We start from the raw sequence: 17,007 nt of genomic DNA, 5'->3' as shown, positions 1-17,007 counted from the left end.
CCCCGTCCGGGTACGTCGCCCGCGCATCTGCCCGGTGGCGCGCCGCGCCTCGTAGGCTCTATGTCGGGACACAGCTTTCCGAGATTCCGCGCAGCAGCACAGTGAGAGGTCCGCCCGTGATCCACGTGGTCATCGTCGACGACGAGACGCTCGTCCGCTCCGGTCTGAGCCTGATCGTCGGCTCGGCCCAGGACATCGAGGTCGTCGGCACCTGCGGCGGCGGCGAGGCGGTCGCGACCGTCGCCGAGCTGCGCCCCCAGGTGGTACTGCTGGACGTGCGGATGCCGGACGTCGACGGCCTGACCGTGCTGCGCGGCCTGATGCAGCTGCCCGAGCCGCCCGCGGTCGCCATGCTGACCACCTTCGACAGCGACGAGTACATCGGCACCGCGCTGCGCTCGGGCGCGAGCGGCTTCCTGCTCAAGGACACCGACCCGGACCAGCTGATGCACGCCGTGCGGGTGCTGGCCTCCGGCGGCCGGATCCTCTCCCCCGCGGTCACCGACACCGTGATCGCCGGCTACCTCGACTCCGGCCCGGACCGCCAGACGTCGGCCCGGCTGTCGACCATGACCACCCGCGAGCTGGACGTGCTGACGCTGCTGGGCGAGGGCCTCTCCAACGCGGACATCGCGGCCCGGCTCTACCTCAGCACCGGCACCGTCAAGGACCACATCAGCGCGATCCTCGCCAAGCTGGGCACCGCGAACCGCGTCCAGGCCGCCGTCTTCGCCCACCAGGCGGGTCTGCTGGGCGGCGACGGTTCCGGACCCGCCGGCGCCTCCGGCTCGCGCGGGGACGGCAAGTGACCGGCGCGACCACCACGGCCGTGCCCCAGCGTCCCTGGTACCTCCGCCCCTGGGTCACCGTGCCCGTCCCCGCCCTGCTGGCCACGCTGGACGCGTTGCTGGCCAACGACCTGAGCTCGGGCACGCAGATGGCCACCTCGCTGCTGGCGGCGGCCGCGCTGCTGCTGCGCAAGCGCTGGCCGCTGCTGGTCCTGCTGGCGACGCTGCCCGGCATGGAGCTGAGCCAGATCTGGCTGGCGCCCATGTTCGCCGTCTACTCGGTCGCGGTGCGCCATCGCAACCGCTGGGCGATCGGGTTCGGCGGCCTGCTGGTGGCGCTCACGCAGTTCATCCCCTGGCCGGTGACCGACTTCGCCCTGGGCTGGGACCGGACCACCGCGCTGGCCGCGCTGTACGCGCTGCTGGCCGCGGCGGCGCCGATCGCGCTCGGCATGCTGGTCACCACCCGCCGCGAGCTGGCCGTCCGCCTCGACGAACTGACGCGCGGCCAGGAGCGGGAACGCCGGCTGCTGGCCCAGTCCGTCCTCTCCACGGAGCGGGCGCGGCTGGCCCGCGAGATGCACGACGTGGTCTCGCACCAGGTCAGCCTGATCTCGATCCAGGCGGGCGCGTTGCAGGTCCGGGCGAACGACCCGGAGGCCTCGAAGGAGACCGCGCGGACCATCCGCGGGCTGGCCGTGAAGACCCTGGAGGAGCTGCGCCAGATGGTCGGCGTGCTGCGCGCTGCCAGCGGGGACGCGCAGCAGCTGACGCCGCAGCCGACCCTCGCGGACCTGCCGCGCCTCGTCGCGGAGTCCGGCCTGGCCTGCGACCTGGACGGCCACGACGTCGAGGTCGACGTCCCCGAGCCGGTGGAGCGCGCGGCCTACCGCACGGTCCAGGAGGCCCTGACCAACGTCCGCAAGCACGCCCCGGGCTCCACGGTCACCGTCCGCCTCAACCGCGCCTCGGGCGCCCTCCAGGTCACCGTCAGCAACACCGCCGGCTCCCCGGACGCCACCCCACTCCTGCTGCCCAGCGGCGGCCACGGCCTCATCGGTCTCCACGAACGCGCCCAACAACTCGGCGGCACCCTCACCACCACCCCCCACCCGGACGGCGGCTTCACGGTCGACGCGTCCTTCCCCCTCTCGACCGCCTCCGCCGAACCCTCCGGGACCAGCGCCTAGGCCCCGGCCCGGGGATTGCCCCCGGGCCGGACCGTCCCGTGTGGCGGTTACGCCACGTGCTGCAGCTCCCGCTCCCTCTCCCGGTCCTGCCGGCGCGGGTCGGTGCCGCGCTTGGCGCGGGGGAGGGCGGGGAGGCGCGGCTGGGAGATGAAGCCCTCGACCGCCGCGTTGGCGAGCGCGATGCGTGGGAGGTCGCGGCTGCGCTCGAAGAGGACGTAGCGGGGCTCCCACTGCGGGCGGTACTTGGCGTTGGCCCGGTAGAGGGACTCGATCTGCCACCAGCGCGAGAAGAAGACCAGCACCGAGCGCCACGCGCGCAGGAACGGGCCGGCGCCCAGCCGGCTGCCGCGTTCGAAGACGGCGCGGAAGACCGCGAAGTTGAGCGAGACGCGCTCGACGCCGATGGAGCGGGCCTGCTGCAGGAGTTCGATGACCATGAACTCCATCAGGCCGTTGTCGCTGTCACGGTCACGGCGCATCAGGTCCAGGGAGAGGCCGTGCTCGCCCCACGGGACGAAGCTCAGCAGCGCGCGCATCTCGCCGTCCGCGTCGCGGCACTCGAGCATGACGCACTGGCCGTCCTCCGGGTCGCCCAGGCGACCGAGCGCCATGGACCAGCCGCGCTCGGTGGAGCCGTCACGCCAGCGGTCGGCGTCGGCGATCAGGGACTCCATCTCCGGCTCCGGGATGTCCGCGTGGCGGCGGACGGAGACGGTGTAGCCGGCGCGGCGGACCTTGTTGTGGGCCTGGCGGACGCCGCGCATGGAGCGGCCCTCCAGGGAGAAGTCCGCGACCTCGACGATCGCCTCGTCGCCCAGCTCCAGCGCGTCGAGGCCGTGGCGGGCGTAGACGACGCCGGCCTCCTCGCTGGCGCCGGTGACGGCGGGCGTCCAGGCGTGCTCGCGGGCCTGCTCCAGCCACTTCTCGATCGCGCCGGGCCATGCCTCGATGTCGCCGATCGGGTCGCCGGAGGCCAGCGAGACGCCGCCGACGACGCGGTAGGTGACCGCGGCCTTGCCGCTGGGCGAGAAGACGACGGACTTGTCGCGCCGCAGCGCGAAGTAGCCCAGCGAGTCCCGCGCGCCGTGCCGGTCCAGCAGGCAGCGCAGCGCCGCCTCGTCCTGCGGGCTCAGGTACTCCTTGCCCTTGGGCGCGCGGAACAGCGCGTAGCTGAACAGCACCAGCACCGCGACGCTCAGCACGTTGACCGTGATGTCGATCCAGCGCGGCGCGGTGACCTCGACGTACGGCGAGCCGTCCGAGCCCAGCGTGATCCCGCGCAGCAGCACGTACTCCACCCGGTCGGCAAGCGCCGCGCCGCGGCCGGCCGCGGTGAGGCTGAGCAGGCCGGTGCCCACCAGCAGCGTGGCCAGGCTGCCGCCGACCAGGACGGCGCCGGCGAGGCGCGGGTTGGCCGGGTCGCCCTTGGCGCGGAACTCGCCGCGCCCGAGCGTGAGCGCCGCCTGGAAGACGACGAGGACGGCGAGGGTCGCCCAGTTGAACCAGTGCGCCCGGACCCCGGGCTGCTCGACCAGGGAGAGCACCAGGGCGATCAGCAGCAGCCCGGACAGGACCGAGTTCGCGATCCACGCCGCACGCTTGTGACGGTTCATCATCACGGCCATGAAGACCGCGAACGCGGCCGAGCTGAAGCCGGCGGTCAGCAGGTAGGGCGTGTAGAAGTCACCGTGGTTGTGGTGCCGCACCTGGTCGCGGAAGCTCAGCGAGACCGCGGCGAAGAGGTTGAGGCAGGCCACGATCCGCAGGTACCAGACGGCGGTGCGCGCACTGAGATGCGCGACCCTCTCGTGCTTCTCGCGCTTCTCGCGCGGCGCGGCGGCGGTCGAGGTCAAGGACGGCTCCGGGTGGAGAAGGCTGGCTGGCTGAGTCGGGTGGCTGAGGACGTATCAGCCCAGGTATCAGCTTGGCGCAGCGCAGCGGGTGAATCGTCAGCCCGAGGTCCCTGTTCCGACCCCGCCGATCGGCGGGGTCCGCGGCGACGAACGGCAGGTCACACGGCCTGCGGGGTCGTGTACTGCTTCCAATCGGTCGGCTTCTGGCCCACGTTCAGCGTACGCAGCTTGGCCAGCACGGCGGGGTCCTGGACCTCCAGCCACTCGACCAGCTGGCGGAAGGAGACCAGGCGCACGTCGGGCTTGGCCGCGATCTCGCGCAGCGCCCGCTCGACGGACTTCATGTAGATGCCGCCGTTCCAGCTCTCGAAGTGGTTGCCGACGAAGAACGGCGCCCTGTTGGTGGTGTAGGCGCGGTTGAAGCCCGCCATGTAGGCGGCGTAGGACTGCTGCTGCCAGTAGGGCTGCTTGGCCGGGTCGCCCTTGGGGGTGCCGCCGGTCTGGTTGGCCAGCATGTTGTAGTCCATCGACAGCACCTGGAAGCTGTGCCCGGGGAACGGGATGGACTGCAGCGGGAAGTCCCACAGGCCGAGCTTCTTGCTCGGCCACATCTGGCTGCCGCCGGGCGAGCTGGCGTCGTACTTCCAGCCCATCGCCGCCGCCGTCGGCAGCAGCTGCTTCTGCCCGAGCAGGCAGGGAGTGCGACCGCCGATCAGCTCCTTGCGGTAGTCGAACGGCAGCGGGTCCATGTCGTGGAAGCCGGTGTTGGTCTTCCAGTTCTCGACGAAGCCGATCGCCTGCTCCAGCTCGCTGCGCCACTGCGCGGGCGACCAGTTCCCCACCCCGGTGGCGGGGCTGCAGAAGTGGCCGTTGAAGTGGGTGCCGATCTCGTGGCCCTCCAGCCACGCCCCGCGGACCTGCGTCAGCGTCGCCTTGACGTGTTCGTCGGCGAGGTAGCCGATGTCGGAGGCCCCGGGCTTGTGGCCGGGCGGCAGGTAGAGATGCTTCTTGCCCTCGGGCAGCACGTAGATGCCGGAGAGGAAGAAGGACATCGTCGCCTTGACCTCCTGGGCGACGCCGCGGAAGTGCGAGAAGAGCGCCTTGCTGTCCTCGCCGGCGCCGTCCCAGGAGAAGATGACGAACTGCGGCGGCCGCTGGCCGGGCTGCAGCTTCTCGGGCACGGGCTGGTTCGGCTGCGGGCCGGTGTCGGCCGTCGAGCCGTCCCCGATCAGGTTCACCGGTCGGGCGCTGGCGGTGGGTCCGCCGCTGGGCGAGCCGACCGGCTTGCCGTCGCCACCACCCCCCGCCCTGGCTCCGGAGCCGGAGCGGCCGCAGGCGGACACGCCCAGCGCCGCCGCCGTGGCGATCGCTCCCCCGGCGAGTACGTTCCTGCGCGACCACGCTCCCATGCGTCTTCCTGCCTTCCGCCCTGCTCGGTTCCCGGGCTGCTTCGGATGCTTCGGCTGTCTCGGCTCTTCGATCTGCTGTGCGTCTGCTAGGACGCCCGTCCGGGTTCGATCGGTTCGCTCGGGTTGGCACCGATCGATCCTGATGTAAGCAACCCTCACAGCATCTCTCACCCGGGGGCGGCCGCGTTCCAAAGACCCACCGGAGATTCAGTCGTCAGTACGTGTCCTGGGGAGGTGTCCCACAGGAACTCACGGGAAAACTCACTCGAACGTGTGCGTTTGACGACGTGCCGCTACGCTGCGGCTGGTCCGATGAGATCACCCGCCGACCGGTGGTTTCCATCCGTCGGACGGCTGGAGTTCGCGTCGGACCGGGGGGAAATACGCGTGGGGATCGACTGGGGCACCGTCTCGGCCGTGCTGACGGCGGGTGGGACGCTGGTGCTGGCGGTCGCCAGCTTCGGCTCGATCCGCTCGGCGGAACGAGCCGCGCGATCCGCCGAACGCGCCCTCCAGGTGTCACTGCGCCCCATCCTCGTCGGCGCCCGGCCCACCGACCCGCAGCAGAAGCTGATCTGGACCGACGGCCACAGCACGCACCTGACCGGTTCGGCCGGCTACGCCCACCTGGGCGAGGACGTGATCTACCTCGGCGCGGCCTTGCGCAACCTCGGGCCCGGCCTCGGCATCGTCCACGGTTGGTCGCTGCGCGAGGGCGACACCCCGGTCGACCCCGCCGACTTCCGCCGCCAGGGCCTGGACATGTACGTCGCCCCCTCCGACCACGGCACCTGGCACGCGGCGCTGCGCGACCCGGCGGACCCGGCCTTCGCCGTGCTCGCGGACCAGGTGAAGAACCGCCAGCGGATCAACGTCGACCTCCTCTACGGCGATCACGAGGGCGGCCAGCGCACGATCGCCCGCATCTCGCTGCTCCCCCGGCAGGCGGACGACGGCTGGGTGTGCCAGACCGTACGACACTGGAACCTGGACCGCCCCGACCCCCGCCTGTGAGGCCCTGATCCGATGCGCAGCCTCGACCTGCACCCGATCTTCCGCAACAACCGCGACATCGAGCTGGCGCTGCGCCAGTTCCTCTTCGCCTGCGCGCAGTCGGGTGAGTCCGTCGCCGAGATCATCCCGGGCAAGGGCTCGGGCCAGCTGAAGCGGCGGGTGCTGGCCTTCCTGGACCAGAAGCACATCCGCAAGCTCTACGCCCGCCGCGAGGAGGACCCGAAGAACCCGGGCCGGATCCTGGTGCACTTCGGCGACCAGCGCCTGCCTTGAACATCAGGCGGAGCGGCGGGCTCCCGTGACCGTCCAGGCCGCCGTGGACCACAGGGTGAGCGCGCAGCCGAGACCGACGAGGGTGTACACCGTGCCGGGCGAGGCGCCCGCCGCGCGGGCGGCGAGGCCGCAGAGGCCGACCGCGGTCAGCACCGCCCCGGGGGCGATCAGACGGGGATCCGCGAAGACCCGCGCGAGCGGGAAGAAGTGAACGCCCACCACGACCGCGACCAGCGGCATGATCAGCACCGGCGTCCCGCCCACGCCGCAGCCGACGGCCACGACCGCGATCAGCAGCCACTGCACGGCGTTGACCTGCCCGAACCGCCGGCGCTGCGCCGCCGTGAGGCCGCCCTCGCCGGCTTCCTCCGCCCGGACGGGCACCCGCCGCGCGGCGCGGACCAGGGTCAGCGCGAGCAACAGGCCCAGCACGCCGGCCACGCCCACGACGGGGCCGCCGAAGTGCCCGAGGCCGGCCAGCAGCCAGCCCACCCCGAAGAACGCGTAGAACACCACCCCCGTCGCCATGCGCGGGAGCCTACCGGCGGCGCGGCGGCCTGTCAGTCCGTCAGTTTGCGCAGGCACTCGGCCGTCGCGAAGACGTCGTTGCGGCCTTCCTTGGCGTGCTCGACGAGGTCCGCCAGGGCGAAGCTGTTGGGCAGCGGCTTGACCCCCGCCATCGCCAGGTAGGAGCGGGTGAGCGTGGCCGCGTAGAACTCGTTCATCGGCGAGTCGAGCGGCGGGCAGACCGAGAGCGTGTGCAGCAGCGCGGCCGCGCGCCAGTGCACGTCACGCGGGGGTTCGTCGGCGATGAGGATGACGTCGCTGGCGTGCCGGGCGATCGCCGCGCTGATCGCGGAGGGATCCCACACCGTCGGATCGGACGGCAGGTGGTGCGCCAGCACGTTCCAGGCCCACGCCTCGTCGGCCTTCACCGAGTCCTCCAACTTCACGCGGTCTTCTTCCCGCCGAACCGCTCCTGGAAGTACGCCCAGTTCTCGGAGGTATTGAACTCGGCCGCCGCCTCGAGGAAGCGCTGCCGGTCCGGGTCGAGCTCGCGCCGCGCGGCCTCGGTGACCAGCGCGGTGATGGTGGTTCCCTCGGCCGCCGCCCGCGCCGCCAACCGGGCGTGGAATTCCTCGTCCACCCGGATGGTGATGTGCTTCGACATGATGGCTACCGTACAGCAGCCCTGCTGTACGGCTGCAGGGCGAACGAGAACTCAGGGGGAAGACTTGACCGACGCCAACGTGACCACGGACGTCACCGCCGATGTCACCGTCGTCACCGGCGCGAGCCGGGGCATCGGAGCGGCGATCGCGCTGCGGCTGGCGGCCGAGGGCCACGACCTCGTGCTCGGCTACCGCTCCGACAAGGACGCCGCCGAGGAAGTGGCGAAGCGGGTCCGCGCCGCGGGCCGCCGCTGCGTCACCGTGCAGGCGGACACCACCGACCAGGCCGACGTCGAGCGGCTCTTCGCCGCCGCAGGTGAGGCCGGCCTCGGCCCCGTCACCGGGCTGGTCAACAACGCCGGTGTGCCCGGCCCCTACGGCCCGCTCGCCGACGCCGACCCGGAGGGCGTCCGCCGCTCCGTGGACGTCAACGTGACCGGCTACCTGCTCTGCGCCCGCGAGGCGGTCCGCGCGATGACCCGGACCGGCACCCGCGGCGTCATCGTCAACATCTCCTCCGGCGCCGCCACTCTCGGCAGCCCCGGCGAGTACGTGCACTACGCGGCCGCGAAGGCCGCCGTGGACGCGATGACGGTCGGCCTGGCCAAGGAGCTCGGCCCGCTCGGCATCCGCGTCAACTGCGTGGCGCCCGGAACGGTCTGGACGGACTTCCACCCCGACCCGGATCGCCCGGCCAAGCGGGCCCCGAACATCCCGCTCGGCCGCTGCGCCCAGCCGGAGGAGATCTCCGGCGCGGTCGCCTGGTTCTTCTCCGCCGACGCGAGCTACGCGACGGGCGCGGTGCTGCGCGTGGCCGGGGGCATGTAGCTCAGCAGCCGCTCGATGTCCGCCTCGGTGTTGTAGAGGTGGAACGCGACGCGCAGGCCGCCGGCGCGGGCGCTGACCCGGACGCCGTCGGCGGCCAGTTGCTTCGCCAGGTCACCGAGGCCGGCCACGGAGACGATCGCGGAGTCGGCGTCGACGGGCCGGTACCCGAGTGCGCGCAGGCCCTCCCGGCAGCGGGCGGCCAGCGCCCGGTCGTGGGCGCCGATCCGGGTCGGCGTCAACTCCTCGATCAGCGCGAGCGACTGCGCGGCGCCGACGTAGGGCAGCCACGCCGGACCGTGGTCGAAGCGACGGGCCGAGTTCGCGAGGCGGACCTCGTCGTAGCAGTCCTCCCACGGCTCCTCGGCCGCGTACCAGCCCGGCGCGATCGGCCGCAGGCCCGGCATCGCGTCGTCCGAGACGACGAGGAACGAGACGCCGCGCGGCGCGAGCAGCCACTTGTAGCCCGCGCAGACGACGTAGTCCGCCTCCGCCGCGTGCGGCGCGAGCGGCAGCCAGCCCGCGGCCTGCGTGGCGTCCAGCAGCAAACGCACGCCGTGGCGGCGCGTCGCCGCGCGCACCGCGTCGAGGTCGACGAGGCGCCCGTCCGCCGACTGCACGATGCTGACCGCGACGAGCGCGGTCCCCGCCGTGACGGACTCGGCGATCCGCTCCAGCGGCACGACCCGCACACGCAGCCCCGGCCGGTGCTGGAACGCGGCCGTCACGGACGTGAACTCGCCCGCGGCGACCACCACCTCCGCCCCTTCCGGCAGCCCGGCGGCCACGACCCCGACGTGCTCGGACGCCGTCGCCCCCACGGCGACGTTCCGCTCCGGCACCCCCGCAAGCCGCGCGAACGCTCTCCTGGCCGCGCCCACGGGTCCGTCGTACGCCACCACGTCGGCCCGCCCGGCGGCCTGCTCGTCGACGGCCTCCTTCAACGCGGCCACGGCCCGTGCGGGCGGCAGTCCCATCCCCGCGGTGTTCAGGTACACGGTCGCCGGCGCGAACTCCCGGCCGACAAGATCAAGGTCCATCCCGCCATCCTCCCCGCCGGGCGCTCCCCGCACCACGCCCAATCCCCTTGCCGGGACCCCAAGCCGCGCTTATGCCAGCAGGGGCGCGAGGAACCACCCCGCGCGGATGGCCCTGCTCGCTGAGGACCATCCGCATGCCGGTGGCTTGTCGCGCAGTTCCCCGCGCCCCCGGATAGTGCAACGACCTCCGGGAGCATCAGGGACCGCTCGCGCCCACGCGCCGGAGGCGCAGATCGGCAGAGCCTCGCGCCCCTGAAGAACCGGGCTACGCCCGGCCCATCTCCTCCGAGATCGCCGCCGCGAAGGCGTCGATGTCGGCCTCCGTGGTGTCGAAGGAGCACATCCAGCGGACCTCGCCCGTGTGCTCGTTCCAGAAGTAGAAGCGGAACCGCTTCTGCAGCCGCTCGCTCACCTCGCGCGGGAGGAGCGCGAAGACGGCGTTGGCCTGGACCGGGCGGACCACCGTGACGCCGTCGATCGCGGCGACCGCCGTCTCCAGGCGCTTGGCCATCGCGTTCGCGTGCGACGCGTTCCGCAGCCAGAGGTCGCCGGCCAGCAGCGCCTCGAACTGGACGGAGAGGAAGCGCATCTTCGAGGCGAGCTGCATCGAGGTCTTGCGCAGGAACGTGATGTTCCGGACCGCGTCCGGGTTCAGCACGACCACGCACTCGCCCAGCATCAGGCCGTTCTTGGTGCCGCCGAAGCTCAGCACGTCCACGCCCACGTCCGTGGTGAACGCGCGGAACGGCAGGCCCAGCGTCGCCGCCGCGTTCGCGAGGCGCGAGCCGTCGACGTGGACGAGCATGCCCAGCTGGTGGGCGTGGTCGCAGATCGCGCGGATCTCGTCCGGGGTGTAGCAGGTGCCGAGCTCGGTGGACTGGGTAATGGAGACCGCGAGCGGCTGCGCGCGGTGCTCGTCACCGAAGCCCCAGGCCTGCTGGTCCATCAGCTCGGGGGTGAGCTTGCCGTCCGGAGTGGGGACGGTGAGCAGCTTGATGCCGCCCATCTTCTCCGGCGCGCCGCCCTCGTCCACGTTGATGTGGGCGGTGGCCGCGGCCACGACCGCGCCCCAGCGCGGCAGCAGCGCCTGCAGCGCGGTGACGTTGGCGCCGGTGCCGTTGAAGACCGGGTAGGCCTGGGCCCGCTCACCGAAGTGCGCCTTGAAGACGTCCTGGAGGTGCGCGGTGTAGTCGTCCTCGCCGTAGGCGACCTGGTGGCCGTCGTTGGCCACCGCCAGCGCCGCCAGGATCTCCGGGTGGATGCCGGCGTAGTTGTCGCTGGCGAAGCCACGCACGGTGGGGTCGTGCCGGCGCTTGGCCTCCGTACGGATGTCGGTCACAGCGTCATTCACTGGGGCGTCAGCCACAGGTGCGTTCCATTCACGTCGTCGGCGGGGCGGGACCACAGGGAGACGATCTGCTCGGCGAGATCGGCCGTCTCGGTGAACCCGGCGAACTTGGCGTTCGGCTTCTCGGCGCGCATCTCCGGGGAGACCAGCGCCTTCACCACCAGGATGGCAGCCGCCGCCTGGGTGGTCTTCAGCGAGTCGGCCAGCGCCAGCGTCCACGCCTCGGCGGCGGCCTTGGCCGTCGCGTAGGCGGCGTTGCCGCCGGTCGGCTTGTGGGCGCCGGCGGCCGAGATGATGGCGAACCGGGCGTCGTCGCTGCGCAGCAGCGCCTCCTGGAAGCCGAGGCTGGTGTGCTGGAGGGTCCGCACGAGCATGTCGTGCAGGAAGTCCCAGTCGGCCAGGTCGGTGTCGGCGAAGGTCTTGCTGCCGCGCCAGCCGCCGACCAGGTGGACCAGACCGTCGACGCGGCCGAACTCGGCCTCGATGTGGTCGGCCCAGTCACGGGCGGCCTGCGGGTCGAGCAGGTCGACGACGTGGCCGACGACAACGGCGCCGGGGACGGCCCGGCGCACGGAGTCCATCAGCTCGTCCAGCTTGCGGGCGTCGATGTCGCCGCAGGAGACGGTCGCGCCGGCCTGGGCCAGGCGCAGCACGGTGGCCCGCCCGGCCATGCCGGTGGCTCCGGCGACCGCGACGACGCGGCCCTTGAGGTCGACACTCTGAGTGCTCACGCTGCGTTCTCCACAATGGTCGTGCCGGTCATGCCGGAGGTGGACGCGATGACGCCGGACAGCTTCTTGGACAGCGCCTCGAAGAACATGCTGAGGGGGAACTCGTCCGGCAGCACGGCGTCGCACAGCGCCTTGTTCAGCGTCTTGGCCTCGTCGTGGTCCTTGAAGGGCAGCGCGTCGGCGCCCTTGGCCCAGGTGGAGGCGGGGTGCGGGGTCAGGTACTGGGAGACCAGCTCGTAGGCGGCCAGCCAGTGGCTGGTCTTCGGGCGGTCGATGCCGTCGCGGTAGAGCTTCTCGATCTCCGCGCACAGGTCGTTGGTGACCTGCGGGGCACGCTGCCAGTCGATGTGCAGCTTGTTGTCGGTCCAGCGCAGCGCGTCGTGCTTGTGCAGGTACGCGAAGAGCAGCTGACCGCCGAGGCCGTCGTAGTTGCGGACGCGGCCGCCGGAGACGGGGAAGCGGAACATCCGGTCGAAGAGGATCGCGTACTGGACGTTGCGGCCCTGCTCGTAGCCCTCGGCCTCCAGCTCGACCGCGGCCTTGAAGGCCGTCAGGTCGCAGCGGAGCTCCTCCAGCCCGTACATCCAGAACGGGGAGCGCTGCTTGATCATGAAGGGGTCGAACGGCAGGTCGCCGTGGCTGTGGGTGCGGTCGTGGACCAGGTCCCACAGGACGAAGGTCTGCTGCGCGAGCTCCTGGTCGGCGAGCAGGGTGGCCGCGTCCTCGGGGATCTGCAGGCCAAGGGTCCGGACGGCGGCGGTGGAGACGGCGCGGAAGCGCGCGGCCTCGCGGTCACAGAAGATGCCGCCCCAGGTGAATCGTTCCGGCACCTCGCGCACCGAGACCGTCTCCGGGAAGAGCACCGCGGAGTTGGTGTCGTAGCCGGCCGTGAAGTCCACGAAGGTGATCGGCACGAACATCGGGTTGTCGTAGCGCGTGCGCTCCAGCTCGGCCAGCCAGTCCGGCCAGACGACGTGCAGCAGCACGGCCTCGAGGTTGCGGTCCGGGTTGCCGTTCTGCGTGTACATCGGGAAGACGACGAGGTGGGCCAGGCCGTCCACGCGCTGCTCGGCGGGCTGGAAGGCCAGCAGCGAGTCGAGGAAGTCGGGGGTGGCGTAGCCGGAGGCCGCCCAGCGCATCAGGTCCAGCACGACGGCGTCGAGGTACGCCTTGTCGTGCGGGAAGAGCGGGGCCAGCTCGCCGATGGCCTCGGTGATCACGGCCAGCTGCGCGTCGGCCTCGTCCTTGGTGGACGCGCCACGGGAGTTGAGGTCGATCGAGCCGTCCTTGGACTGCAGCGGGCGGAGCGCCTCGACCGCATCCTTGAGGCGCAGCCAGGCGGGATGACCCGCGAGATCCGCAGTGGATTTGTCTGCCGCGGTGAGCATCGACGAGAGATTTTCCATGAGGACCCTGCCTGAACGAAAGAAACTGTGGTGGTTCCACCGTATATACAGAAGGTTCTGTTGTTCAAGAGGGGACCGCAACCGCTGGCGTGACGGGAGTCACGGATGGTCACTGCCGCCCACCCCTCGGCGATATCCGTCCGGGATATGAGACGAGCTCGGATCCGGAGCAGCTGCTTCACCCTCCCGTGACAACTCGTGGGTAGGCTGCCGCCACTTGCCATCCATCCAGGAGTCACCGTGAACGCCCTGCTCAAGACCTCCCGTCTGCTCAGCGCCGCCGCCGGCGCGGCCGTCCTGGTACTCGCCGCCGGCTGCGCGCCGCAGTCGAGCGGAAACGCGAGCGGCACCGCTTCGGGAGCGGCGGGCTCGGCGGCCACCTGCACCAAGGGCGGTCTCGCGACGCTGGCCTCGGGCAAGCTCACCGTCGGCACCGACGACCCGGCCTACGACCCCTGGTTCGACAACAACAAGCCGTCCGACGGCAAGGGCTTCGAGTCGGCGGTCGCCTACGCCGTCGCCAAGCAGCTCGGCTACGACACCTCGAAGGTCACCTGGACCGTCGCGCCGTTCAACAGCGTCATCGCGCCGGGACAGAAGAAGTTCGACTTCGACATCAACGAGGTCTCGATCACCGACGAGCGCAGGAACGCCGTGGACTTCTCCTCCGGCTACTACGACGTGCGCCAGGCCGTGATCACCCTCAAGGACTCCAAGTACGCGGGCGCCACCGGGATCGCCGCGCTCAAGGGCGCCAAGATCGGCGCCCAGGTCGGCACCACCAGCCTGAACGTCGCGCAGAAGACCGTCGCGCCGAGCCAGCAGGTCGCCGTCTTCGACACCACGGACGAGGCCAGCGCCGCCCTGAAGAACCACCAGATCGACGCGCTCGTGGCCGACCTGCCGACGGCCTTCTACATCACCTCGGCGCAGGTCACCGACGCCAAGATCGTCGGCCAGTTCCCGACCGGCTCCGGCACCTCGGACGGCAAGCCGGAGCAGTTCGGCCTGGTGCTCGGCAAGGGCAGCGCGCTGACCTCCTGCGTCTCCCAGGCCGTCGACGCCCTCAAGACCGACGGCACGCTGGACCAGCTGGCCAAGCAGTGGCTGCCGGCCTCCGACGCCGCGCCCGTCTTGAAGTGAGCGAGCCTGAAGTGAGCGCCGACCCCATCACCGAGGAGCGCGCACCGTACGCGCCCTCCGAGCGGCGGCTGGCCCGCGAGGCGTACCGCCGCTCCCGCACCCGACGCTCCGCGCTGATCGCCACGGCGAGCACGCTCGGCGTGGCGGCGGTGCTGTTCCTGGTGATCACCGGCTCCCCCGGCTGGCCGGTCACCCGGAAGACCTTCCTCGACCCGCACTACGCCCGCGAGGCGCTCTCCCCGGTGCTGCACGGCTTCGTGCTGAACCTGGAGCTGCTGGCGGTCTGCGGCCCGACCATCCTGGTCCTCGGCCTGCTGATCGCGGCCGCGCGCACCCTGCGCGGCCCGGTCTTCCTGCCGGTGCGGCTGCTCGCGACCGCCTACGTGGACTTCTTCCGCGGCTTCCCGCTGATCATCCTGCTGCTGCTGACCGTCTTCGGCGTGCCGGCGCTGCAGCTGCAGGGCGTCACCAACGACCCGATCCTGCTGGGCGGGGCGGCGCTGGTGATCAACTACTCGGCGTACGTCGCGGAGGTCTTCCGCGCCGGAATCGAGTCCGTCCACCCGAGCCAGCGGGCCGCCGCCCGCTCCCTCGGCCTCGGCTACGCGCAGACCATGCGCTTCGTGGTGCTGCCGCAGGCCGTCCGCCGGGTCGTCCCGGCGCTGGTCAACGACATGGCCTCGCTGCAGAAGGACACCGGCCTGGTCTATGTGGGCGGCGCGATCGACGCCGTGGCGGCCGCGCACATCCAGGTCGCGAGCAGCTTCAACTACACGCCGCTGGTCGTGGCCGGCCTCGGCTTCGTCATCCTCACCATCCCGATGACCCGCTACGCGGACTGGCTCACCCGGCGGATGGACCGGCGCCGCGCCCAGGGAGGCATCGTATGACCGTCACCGCTCCGGTCCTGCGCTTCGAGTCGGTCCGCAAGGCCTTCGGCGAGCAGGTCATCCTCGACGACGTCAGCCTGGAGGTGCCCGAACACTCCGTCACCGTGTTGATCGGCGCCTCCGGTTCGGGCAAGTCCACCCTGCTGCGCTGCGCGAACCTGCTGGAGGAGATCGACGACGGCGCGATCTGGCTGGACGGCGAGGACGTGACCGATCCGCGCGTCGACGCGGACGCCGTGCGGCGCCGGATCGGCGTCGTGTTCCAGGCGTACAACCTCTTCCCGCACCTCACCGTGCTGGACAACATCACCCTCGGGCCGCGCCGGGTCCACCGCCTCCCGCGCGCCGAGGCGGAGCGGCGGGCGCTCGAACTGCTCGACCGGCTCGGGCTCGCGGCCAAGGCCGGGGAGTACCCGGACCGCCTCTCCGGCGGCCAGCAGCAGCGCGTCGCGCTGGTCCGCGCGATCGTCTCCGAGCCGCGTGTGCTGCTGCTCGACGAGATCACCGCGGCCCTGGACCCGGAGTTGGTCACCGAGGTCCTCGCTGTTGTCCGGGACCTCAAGGAGCAGGGCCGCACCATGGTGCTCGCGACGCACGAGATGGCCTTCGCCCGGGACGTCGCCGACCAGGTCTGTTTTCTGGCCGACGGTGTCATCCTGGAGCGAGGCACCTCGGAGCAGGTCTTCGGCGATCCGCAGCACGAGCGCACCCGGCGGTTCCTGAGCAGGCTCAGCGAGGCGGGGCGGCTGTAGTCGGCAGGGGGCGGGGCCCGTGTCCGTGGTGGGGAGTCTCCGGGCGCGCGGCCGCGTCTACCTGGAGCAGAGGTTCCCGAAGCTGCCGCGGAGGTTACCGCCGCTGCTGCTCGCGTCGCTCGGCTTGGGCCTGCTGGCCTGGGGGGCCGGCCCGGTCCGGTCGGCCTGGCTCCCGGTGTGCGCGCTCGCCGCGAGCTGGCGGGTGTGGCGGGCGCCCGAGGAGAGCCTCCCGCGGCTGATGTTCTGGCGCAGCCGCCAGCGCCGCGTCTTCGCCCGGATCGCGGTCGCCATGCTGATCGCCGCCGGCGTCTGCGTCGTGCTGCGCACCGGGCCGGCCCCGGCGGTCTGGCTCGCCGCGCTCTCTCCCGTGCCGCTGCTGCTCGACCCGCCGCTGTGGCGCGCCTGGACCTGGCCCTTCCGCGACGCGGTGCGCTCCGCGCGGGCCCTGATGCTGCTCCAGGAACCGAACCGCTTTCTGACGACCCATCCGTCCCGGGTCCCCGAGTGGGGCTTCGACACGGAGCAGGGCTACTGCGGCCGTCCCGTCCCGGTGGCGCGCAACTCCGCGCCGTACCAGCGCAAGAGGCACCACAGCTGCCGTGGCCCGGCCCGGAACGGCGAGTTCCGCTCCGTCACCTGGGACGGCCGGGCCATCGCGATCTCGGAAGGGTCGTGGGTGGCGGCCAGAATCCCGATCGAGCAGGTCGCGGAGCTCGTCACCGTCTCGGAGTACGTCCGTGGGTGGCTGCGCGACGAGTTCCTGGTGCTCGACCGGGCGGGCCGCCGCCTCGCCACGTCGGAGCGCGCGGGCGGCCCCAGCCGCCGACATCTCGCGGAGTTGGCCTCGGCAGCCGGGCTGCCCTTCGCCGACTACGAACTGGGGCGCTCGAAGGAGTCCCTCGCCGAACTGCTCTTCCCGCCGGCCTAAAGGGTGTTGCACAACCCGGTGGGCGGGCATTTTGCCTGTATGGGTGGGGTGCTGCGGGCTGAGCCGGTGTGGGTGGAGTTGTTCACGGGGCTTCGGTTGGCGCGGTTCGAGCGGCTGGTTCGGGCGGTGCGGGAGCGGGGCGGGGACGCGCGGCGCCCAGGACGGCCGTGGTGTCTCCCGGTGCCCTGAGCGGTTGGTGCTGGTGGCGCCTTGCTAGCCCACCTGCCGGACTATCCCGCGGCCAC

General features: G+C 71.8%; 18 protein-coding genes and 1 pseudogene. 10 read left to right on the top strand and 9 right to left on the bottom strand.

What is annotated here, in order from left to right:
• Window positions 1-116: 116 nt before the first annotated feature.
• Both DN069_RS05485 and DN069_RS05480 read left to right on the top strand, forming a co-directional pair.
• Window positions 117-809: a response regulator gene (locus DN069_RS05485; RefSeq protein ID WP_111499687.1), complete on the top strand. Its 693-nt coding sequence runs from the start codon at window positions 117-119 to the stop codon at window positions 807-809.
• On the top strand, window positions 806-1,978 hold the full coding sequence (locus tag DN069_RS05480) for a sensor histidine kinase (RefSeq protein ID WP_111499686.1): 1,173 nt from the start codon (window positions 806-808) through the stop codon (window positions 1,976-1,978). Before DN069_RS05485 ends, DN069_RS05480 begins: the two co-directional genes overlap by 4 nt.
• Before the next feature lie 47 nt (window positions 1,979-2,025).
• Here DN069_RS05480 and DN069_RS05475 read toward each other — a convergent pair whose 3' ends face one another.
• Together DN069_RS05475 and DN069_RS05470 are read right to left on the bottom strand one after the other, a co-directional pair.
• On the bottom strand, window positions 2,026-3,831 hold the full coding sequence (locus DN069_RS05475; RefSeq protein WP_111499685.1) for a phosphatidylglycerol lysyltransferase domain-containing protein: 1,806 nt from the start codon (window positions 3,829-3,831) through the stop codon (window positions 2,026-2,028).
• A 158-nt stretch (window positions 3,832-3,989) separates the two neighbouring features.
• The gene (locus DN069_RS05470) at window positions 3,990-5,240 is read right to left on the bottom strand and encodes a polysaccharide deacetylase family protein (RefSeq protein WP_111499684.1); all 1,251 of its coding nucleotides are present in this window, start codon (window positions 5,238-5,240) and stop codon (window positions 3,990-3,992) included.
• Between the two features lie 387 nt (window positions 5,241-5,627).
• Between DN069_RS05470 and DN069_RS05465 the strand changes: the two genes are divergently transcribed.
• Together DN069_RS05465 and DN069_RS05460 are read left to right on the top strand one after the other, a co-directional pair.
• On the top strand, window positions 5,628-6,254 hold the full coding sequence (locus tag DN069_RS05465) for a hypothetical protein (RefSeq protein WP_111499683.1): 627 nt from the start codon (window positions 5,628-5,630) through the stop codon (window positions 6,252-6,254).
• 12 nt (window positions 6,255-6,266) lie between these two features.
• On the top strand, window positions 6,267-6,527 hold the full coding sequence (locus tag DN069_RS05460) for a Smr/MutS family protein (RefSeq protein WP_111499682.1): 261 nt from the start codon (window positions 6,267-6,269) through the stop codon (window positions 6,525-6,527).
• Window positions 6,528-6,530: 3 nt separating this feature from the next.
• On the opposite strand, the gene DN069_RS05455 is transcribed toward DN069_RS05460, so the two are convergent.
• Genes DN069_RS05455 through DN069_RS05445 form a run of 3 tightly spaced genes read right to left on the bottom strand, consistent with a single transcriptional unit; the run spans window position 6,531 to window position 7,698 of the window.
• Window positions 6,531-7,055, bottom strand: coding sequence for a hypothetical protein (locus tag DN069_RS05455; RefSeq protein ID WP_111499681.1), 525 nt, complete (start codon window positions 7,053-7,055; stop codon window positions 6,531-6,533).
• Between the two features lie 32 nt (window positions 7,056-7,087).
• The gene (locus tag DN069_RS05450; protein WP_243638929.1) at window positions 7,088-7,480 is read right to left on the bottom strand and encodes a hypothetical protein; all 393 of its coding nucleotides are present in this window, start codon (window positions 7,478-7,480) and stop codon (window positions 7,088-7,090) included.
• Complete coding sequence (locus DN069_RS05445; RefSeq protein ID WP_111499680.1) at window positions 7,477-7,698, bottom strand: toxin-antitoxin system HicB family antitoxin; 222 nt, start codon at window positions 7,696-7,698, stop codon at window positions 7,477-7,479. Before DN069_RS05445 ends, DN069_RS05450 begins: the two co-directional genes overlap by 4 nt.
• Before the next feature lie 64 nt (window positions 7,699-7,762).
• Between DN069_RS05445 and DN069_RS05440 the strand changes: the two genes are divergently transcribed.
• Window positions 7,763-8,527: an SDR family NAD(P)-dependent oxidoreductase gene (locus DN069_RS05440; RefSeq protein WP_243638928.1), complete on the top strand. Its 765-nt coding sequence runs from the start codon at window positions 7,763-7,765 to the stop codon at window positions 8,525-8,527.
• On the opposite strand, the gene DN069_RS05435 is transcribed toward DN069_RS05440, so the two are convergent.
• The 4 genes from DN069_RS05435 to DN069_RS05420 form a co-directional block, all read right to left on the bottom strand.
• Window positions 8,485-9,564 carry an aminotransferase class V-fold PLP-dependent enzyme gene (locus DN069_RS05435; RefSeq protein ID WP_111499678.1) on the bottom strand — a complete coding sequence of 360 codons (1,080 nt, stop codon included), beginning with the start codon at window positions 9,562-9,564 and terminating at the stop codon, window positions 8,485-8,487. The genes DN069_RS05440 and DN069_RS05435 overlap by 43 nt on opposite strands.
• Before the next feature lie 265 nt (window positions 9,565-9,829).
• Window positions 9,830-10,894, bottom strand: coding sequence for a threonine aldolase family protein (locus DN069_RS05430; protein ID WP_341538441.1), 1,065 nt, complete (start codon window positions 10,892-10,894; stop codon window positions 9,830-9,832).
• Window positions 10,895-10,911: 17 nt separating this feature from the next.
• Window positions 10,912-11,643, bottom strand: a complete 732-nt coding sequence (locus tag DN069_RS05425) for an SDR family NAD(P)-dependent oxidoreductase (protein ID WP_279387873.1) — start codon at window positions 11,641-11,643, stop codon at window positions 10,912-10,914.
• A complete protein-coding gene (locus DN069_RS05420) occupies window positions 11,640-13,049 on the bottom strand; it encodes a DUF6421 family protein (protein WP_243638926.1) in 1,410 nt (469 codons plus the stop codon). Before DN069_RS05420 ends, DN069_RS05425 begins: the two co-directional genes overlap by 4 nt.
• Before the next feature lie 240 nt (window positions 13,050-13,289).
• On the opposite strand from DN069_RS05420, the gene DN069_RS05415 reads away from it, so the two are divergent.
• From DN069_RS05415 to DN069_RS41320, 5 genes and pseudogenes are all read left to right on the top strand, one after another.
• On the top strand, window positions 13,290-14,192 hold the full coding sequence (locus DN069_RS05415) for an ABC transporter substrate-binding protein (protein WP_111499675.1): 903 nt from the start codon (window positions 13,290-13,292) through the stop codon (window positions 14,190-14,192).
• An 11-nt stretch (window positions 14,193-14,203) separates the two neighbouring features.
• Complete coding sequence (locus tag DN069_RS05410) at window positions 14,204-15,082, top strand: amino acid ABC transporter permease (RefSeq protein WP_111499674.1); 879 nt, start codon at window positions 14,204-14,206, stop codon at window positions 15,080-15,082.
• Entirely contained in the window at window positions 15,079-15,834 is a 756-nt protein-coding gene (locus DN069_RS05405; protein WP_111499673.1) for an amino acid ABC transporter ATP-binding protein, read from the top strand. Before DN069_RS05410 ends, DN069_RS05405 begins: the two co-directional genes overlap by 4 nt.
• Window positions 15,835-15,853: 19 nt before the next feature.
• The gene (locus tag DN069_RS05400) at window positions 15,854-16,762 is read left to right on the top strand and encodes a hypothetical protein (protein WP_111499672.1); all 909 of its coding nucleotides are present in this window, start codon (window positions 15,854-15,856) and stop codon (window positions 16,760-16,762) included.
• 39 nt (window positions 16,763-16,801) lie between these two features.
• Window positions 16,802-16,945, top strand: a pseudogene (locus DN069_RS41320) (IS5/IS1182 family transposase); the annotation flags it as partial.
• Between the last annotated feature and the right edge of the window lie 62 nt (window positions 16,946-17,007).

This window comes from Streptacidiphilus pinicola (assembly GCF_003258295.1).
GTDB lineage: Bacteria > Actinomycetota > Actinomycetes > Streptomycetales > Streptomycetaceae > Streptacidiphilus > Streptacidiphilus pinicola.
This window is presented reverse-complemented; position numbering and strand designations above follow the sequence as displayed.

What these genes read in the sequence shown, in the direction of transcription:
- DN069_RS05460 (WP_111499682.1), top strand. Translation starts at nt 6,267, where the DNA reads ATGCGCAGCCTCGACCTGCACCCGATCTTCCGCAACAACCGCGACATC.
- DN069_RS05435 (WP_111499678.1), bottom strand. Translation starts at nt 9,564, where the DNA reads ATGGACCTTGATCTTGTCGGCCGGGAGTTCGCGCCGGCGACCGTGTAC.
- DN069_RS05445 (WP_111499680.1), bottom strand. Translation starts at nt 7,698, where the DNA reads ATGTCGAAGCACATCACCATCCGGGTGGACGAGGAATTCCACGCCCGG.
- DN069_RS05470 (WP_111499684.1), bottom strand. Translation starts at nt 5,240, where the DNA reads ATGGGAGCGTGGTCGCGCAGGAACGTACTCGCCGGGGGAGCGATCGCC.
- DN069_RS05405 (WP_111499673.1), top strand. Translation starts at nt 15,079, where the DNA reads ATGACCGTCACCGCTCCGGTCCTGCGCTTCGAGTCGGTCCGCAAGGCC.
- DN069_RS05420 (WP_243638926.1), bottom strand. Translation starts at nt 13,049, where the DNA reads ATGGAAAATCTCTCGTCGATGCTCACCGCGGCAGACAAATCCACTGCG.
- DN069_RS05455 (WP_111499681.1), bottom strand. Translation starts at nt 7,055, where the DNA reads ATGGCGACGGGGGTGGTGTTCTACGCGTTCTTCGGGGTGGGCTGGCTG.